5 protein-coding genes are annotated in these 4,989 nt (G+C 28.9%); 1 reads left to right on the top strand and 4 read right to left on the bottom strand.

Annotation, left to right across the window (positions count from 1 at the left end):
* A partial coding sequence (gene rpsF / locus ACH2BO_RS04685) for a 30S ribosomal protein S6 (protein WP_395043590.1) occupies positions 1-203 on the bottom strand: 203 nt, incomplete at its 3' end.
* A gap of 188 nt (positions 204-391) precedes the next feature.
* Between rpsF and ACH2BO_RS04680 the strand changes: the two genes are divergently transcribed.
* Entirely contained in the window at positions 392-1,087 is a 696-nt protein-coding gene (locus tag ACH2BO_RS04680; protein WP_395043589.1) for a LytR/AlgR family response regulator transcription factor, read from the top strand.
* On the opposite strand, the gene priA is transcribed toward ACH2BO_RS04680, so the two are convergent.
* The 3 genes from priA to ACH2BO_RS04665 form a co-directional block, all read right to left on the bottom strand.
* Entirely contained in the window at positions 1,084-3,531 is a 2,448-nt protein-coding gene (gene priA, locus ACH2BO_RS04675) for a primosomal protein N' (protein WP_395043588.1), read from the bottom strand. The two genes, ACH2BO_RS04680 and priA, sit on opposite strands and share 4 nt — an antisense overlap.
* Before the next feature lie 126 nt (positions 3,532-3,657).
* Positions 3,658-4,080 (bottom strand): DUF2147 domain-containing protein, encoded by a 423-nt coding sequence (locus ACH2BO_RS04670; protein WP_395043587.1) that lies wholly within the window; start codon positions 4,078-4,080, stop codon positions 3,658-3,660.
* Positions 4,073-4,987: a YihY/virulence factor BrkB family protein gene (locus ACH2BO_RS04665; RefSeq protein ID WP_395043586.1), complete on the bottom strand. Its 915-nt coding sequence runs from the start codon at positions 4,985-4,987 to the stop codon at positions 4,073-4,075. Before ACH2BO_RS04665 ends, ACH2BO_RS04670 begins: the two co-directional genes overlap by 8 nt.
* Between the last annotated feature and the right edge of the window lie 2 nt (positions 4,988-4,989).

Below are 4,989 nucleotides of genomic sequence, written 5' to 3'. Positions count from 1 at the left end.
GTTACTTGGAATTCAAATAAATGGTAAAAACCACTTTTTTTGTTTTGGATTTCGTAAGCTAATTTTTTTAAGCCCCAATCCTCTTTAGATACCATTTTTGCTCCTCTACTTGTAAGAAAATCTTCAAATTTGCTTACTGTTTCCTTTACCTGAACATCAGATAAAACGGGATTTAAAATGAAAACAGTTTCATAATGATTCATAATATATATTGTTTAAAAATAAAATTGGGTGCAAAGGTAATTATATAATTTAATTTTGCAACTACAATTTATCAAAAATCGCCTAAATGCAAAAAAATACTGCTTAAATGCAAAAAAAGCCGATGAAAATTAGTTTTATCAAAAAAAAGGTTTATTTTTGTAAAACCAAATCTATAATAAAAAAAAGTATGAAATTAAATTGTGTAGTTGTTGATGACAGTTCGCTACAGCGAATGGTCATTGCAAAGTTAGTAAATAATCATCCAAATTTACATTTGATAGGTGATTTTTCTAATGCAATTGAAGCGAAAAATTGTATGACAGTTCACACTGTTGACTTAATTTTTCTAGATGTTGAAATGCCAGTAATTAGTGGTTTTGATTTTATTGATGGTTTAAAAGTTAAACCTCAAGTAATCTTTATCACTTCTAAAGCGGAATATGCCTTAAAAGCATTTGATTATGACGCAACTGACTATCTTCAAAAACCAATTATATTAGAACGTTTTAATGCTTCTGTTAAAAGAGCATTAGATCTTTATATGTTACGTCAAGACAACCATGAAGAAGAAGGTGAACACATCTTTATTAAGAGCAATCTTAAAAAACTAAAAGTGTTTACTAACAAAATCAAATGGATTGAAGCTTATGGCGATTATGTAAAAGTTGTTACCGAAGAAGATACCAATCTTGTTCTATCTACAATGAAATCTTTTGAAAAAGACTTGTCTAAAGATAAGTTCATTAGAGTACACAAATCTTATATTATTAATATTGATAAAGTAGAACGTTTTAACAGCAAGTTTGCCGAAATTGGTGTGACTAAAATTCCATTAAGTCGAAATAAAAAAGAAGATTTAATAAGAGCTTTAGCTATTGCTTAATAAAAATCAACGTTTGCAGTAACTTTTATTGTTCTGTATTGCGGAATAACATCAAAACTATTCAGGATTTTCTGGATAGTTTTTTTTGTGTTTATTATCGATTGGTTTTGTGGTAACTTTATCATTATTGTTCTTATATACTCATTGCGAATTCTATTAACTCCTGGTTCTTCTGGTCCAAGAACTGGAATTTGCAAATTTTGTTGCAATACTTGATATAACCATATTGATCCTTCTTTTAATTTATCAAAATCCTTGTGTTTTAATGTTAGTTTTATCAATCGATAATATGGTGGATATTTATAAATTTGTCTGTCATATAGTTGTTCTTTATACATTGCTTGATAATCATTATTGGTAACTTGCTGAATAGTATTGTGATTTACATTGTAAGTTTGAATAATCACTTTTCCTTGTTTATCTGACCTACCAGCACGTCCAGCAACTTGTGTCATCATTTGAAAACTTCTTTCAAAAGCTCTAAAATCTGGATGATACAACATGGTATCGGCATTCATTATTCCAACTAATGATACATTGTCAAAATCTAATCCTTTGGCAAGCATTTGTGTTCCTACAAGAATATCTATTTCACGGTTTTTAAAACTATCTATTAATTTTTCAAAGCTGTATTTTCCGCGAGTTGTATCTTGATCCATTCGCTTGATGTTTTTGGTTGGAAAAAGTTCGGCTAATTCTAATTCAATCTGTTCCGTTCCAAAACCTTTGGCAGAAATATCTACACTTGAACATGCATGACAATTGGTTGGTTTTGCAATAGAATAACCACAATAATGACAACGCAATTGGTTTTTAAATTTATGATAGGTTAAACTTACATTGCAACTCGTACATTGAGGAATATGACCACATGTCATACATTCTAGAACTGGTGAAAAACCACGACGATTTTGAAAAAGAATAATTTGTTCGCCCAAACTTAAAGCTTCTGAAATAGCATCTATTAAAGTCAAGCTAAAATGACCTTTCATTCTTTTTTTGAAATAATTTTCTTTTAAATCTACCAATTCAACTTCGGGCAAAGGTGCTTTTCCGAAACGTTCTGAAACAGAAATCATTCCAAATTTTTTTGATTGTGCATTGAAATAAGTTTCAATACTTGGCGTTGCCGAACCTAGTAAAACTTTAGCATTTTGTGATTGTGCCAAAACAATTGCTGCATCACGAGCATGATATCTTGGTGCTGGATCTTGTTGTTTAAAAGTTTGTTCGTGTTCTTCGTCTATAATTATCAATCCCAAATTGGAATAAGGCAAAAACAAAGCCGACCTTGCTCCTATCACAATTTTAGCTTTTTTAGAATTTTCTAAAACTTGATTCCAAACCTCAACTCGTTCATTATTAGAATATTTAGAATGAAAAACTGCAACTTGGTTTCCAAAATGTGCTGTTAATCTTGATACTAATTGTGTTGTAAGTGCAATTTCGGGAAGTAAATACAAAACTTGTTTGCCTAGATTTATATATTCTTCGATTAATTTAGTATAAATTTCGGTTTTGCCTGATGATGTAACGCCATGTAGTAATGAAACTTCTTTAGAAATAAAACTTTCTTTAATTTCTATAAAAGCTTTTTGCTGAGTTTCACTTAAAACTAAATCATTATCAACTTTATTTTTATCAAAATTTACTCTGTCTTCTTGTATGAAATATTCTTCAAATATATTTTTATCTACCAGTGCTTTTATGATTGCTGTTGTAGAACATGATTTTTCTATTAATTGCTTTACAGAAATTGGCTTTTTTTCTTGTGCATTTAATTGAAAATAATGCATCAGTAAATCTTTTTGTTTTGTACTTTTTAGTGAATCTAATAAAGAAATTAAGTTTGCATCCGAAGAAAAATCATTATTTAAACGAATGTATCTTATTAACTTTGGTTTGTATTCTTCCTGAATTTCTTCTTGCAATGTAAGCACATTTTTATTTAACAATTTTTGAACAACAGGAAAGATATTTTTCTTATTGAGAATTGACATAATATCTTGCACTTTCAACGAACTTTGATGTTGTAATGCTTCATAAATTAAAAATTCATCATCAGACAGCTCTGTTTCGTCAATTTTATCACCTTTTTTTTGAGAAATTATGGTTTCGCTTTCTAAAATAAATGCTGATGGCATTGCGCCTCTAAAAACATCCCCAAGATTGCACATATAATAAGACGCAATCCATTGCCAATGTTGAATTTGAAATTCATTTACAAGTGGTTTTTCATCAAGAATTTGATGAATCTCTTTGGCTTGGTATAAAGTTGGTGCATTTGGATGTTTGTCTAAAACCAAACCTGTATAAATTTTACTTTTTCCAAATGGCACAGCAACTCTCATTCCTATTTGAATATAATTAAATTCAGCTTCTGAAACCAAGTAGGTAAAGGTTTTTGGCAATGAAAGTGGTAAAATTACTTCTATGAAATGCATTTTTTTTTTGGTTTTCGAGTTTCAGGTTTCGGGTTTCAGGTTTTGTTGGAATAAATATTAATTGATTTCTAATTTAATTCAAGATAATTTGAAACTTGAAACTCGAAACCTGTAACATATAAATAACTATTTTACTCGATACCAATATTGGGTTCTTCCAAAAAGTGAAATTCCGATATAACCTCTAATTTTTAGTTTATCTTTTCCAATAAGTGTTATGTAACATCTGTAAATCTTACCGTTTTTGGGATCTAAAACTTGACCTCCATTGTATTCGTTTCCGTCTTTTTTTAAACCTTTAATAAAAGTTAATCCCAAAATTGGTTTGTTTTTATCTTCTCCATGACACAACTCACATTTTTTATCACGATGTTCTGTATCAAGAATTTCTATAATTTTTGCGTAAATCTTTTCGTTTTTTTCATATATTTCAACGATACCTTTTTCCTTACCAGTTTCATCATCAATGGTTTTCCATTTTCCTATGACTGATTGAGAAAATGATAATTGCAAAAACAGAACTGCAAAAATTATAATAGTATTATTCATTTTGTTGTGTATTTTTAGTATCTTTTTGCATTTCGGTAACTTTTATTTTATTAATTGTAGCATTCAAATCAAATCCTAATAAAAGTATCATCGAATTTATCCAAATATAAAACATAACAACTAATAAAGTACCAATAGAACCATAAAGTTCATTGTATTTTGAAAATCTAATTACCCAAATACCAAAATAATAAGATGAAATAATAATTAAAATTGTTGTAAAAACCGAGCCAATTGTTATGAATGGTGTTTTGCGTTGTTGCTTGATTCCATATTTGAATAATGTTGAAGTTGTAATTAATATCATTGCTATTACAAAAGCATAACGACCAAGTTCTATTAATTGAATTTTATCGGAAAGCACATCTTGAATTTTGGTTTTTTGAATAAATACTTCAAAAATAATTATTGAGGCAACAGTAATCAATAATATAATAGACAAGATAATTGATAAGGCAACCGAAATAAAATATTGTCTAAAAAATCTTCGTTTGTGAATAATATGTTGAGAGTTTTCAAATCCACCAAGAACAGCATTTACTCCATTTGCCATAAGGAAAATTGCCATAAAAAACCCAATAGAAATTAAGCCCGAATGACTGTTGTGAAGTATATCATTAATGATTTTAAAAATAGCATCATAAGTTGTTGGCGGAACACTTTGTTGCACAAAACCAAGAAAATCATCTTGAAAACCAGTAATTGGAATATAAGGAATTAAATTTAAAATAAAAAGTGCAAATGGAAATAATGCCATAAAAAAACTAAATGCAATTGCGGTTGCACGATAAGAAACTGCACCTTCAACGATTCCGGTAATATACATTTCCATTAAATCATAGAAGGACAAGCCATGTAGCCAAGGCAATTTTATGTTCTTTGTAAACAATACTAATTGCCTAAGAATTG

The sequence above is a fragment of the Flavobacterium sp. genome (assembly GCF_043773265.1).
GTDB lineage: Bacteria > Bacteroidota > Bacteroidia > Flavobacteriales > Flavobacteriaceae > Flavobacterium.
The sequence above is the reverse complement of the archived record's forward strand: the minus strand, read 5'-3'. Positions and strand labels throughout refer to the sequence as shown.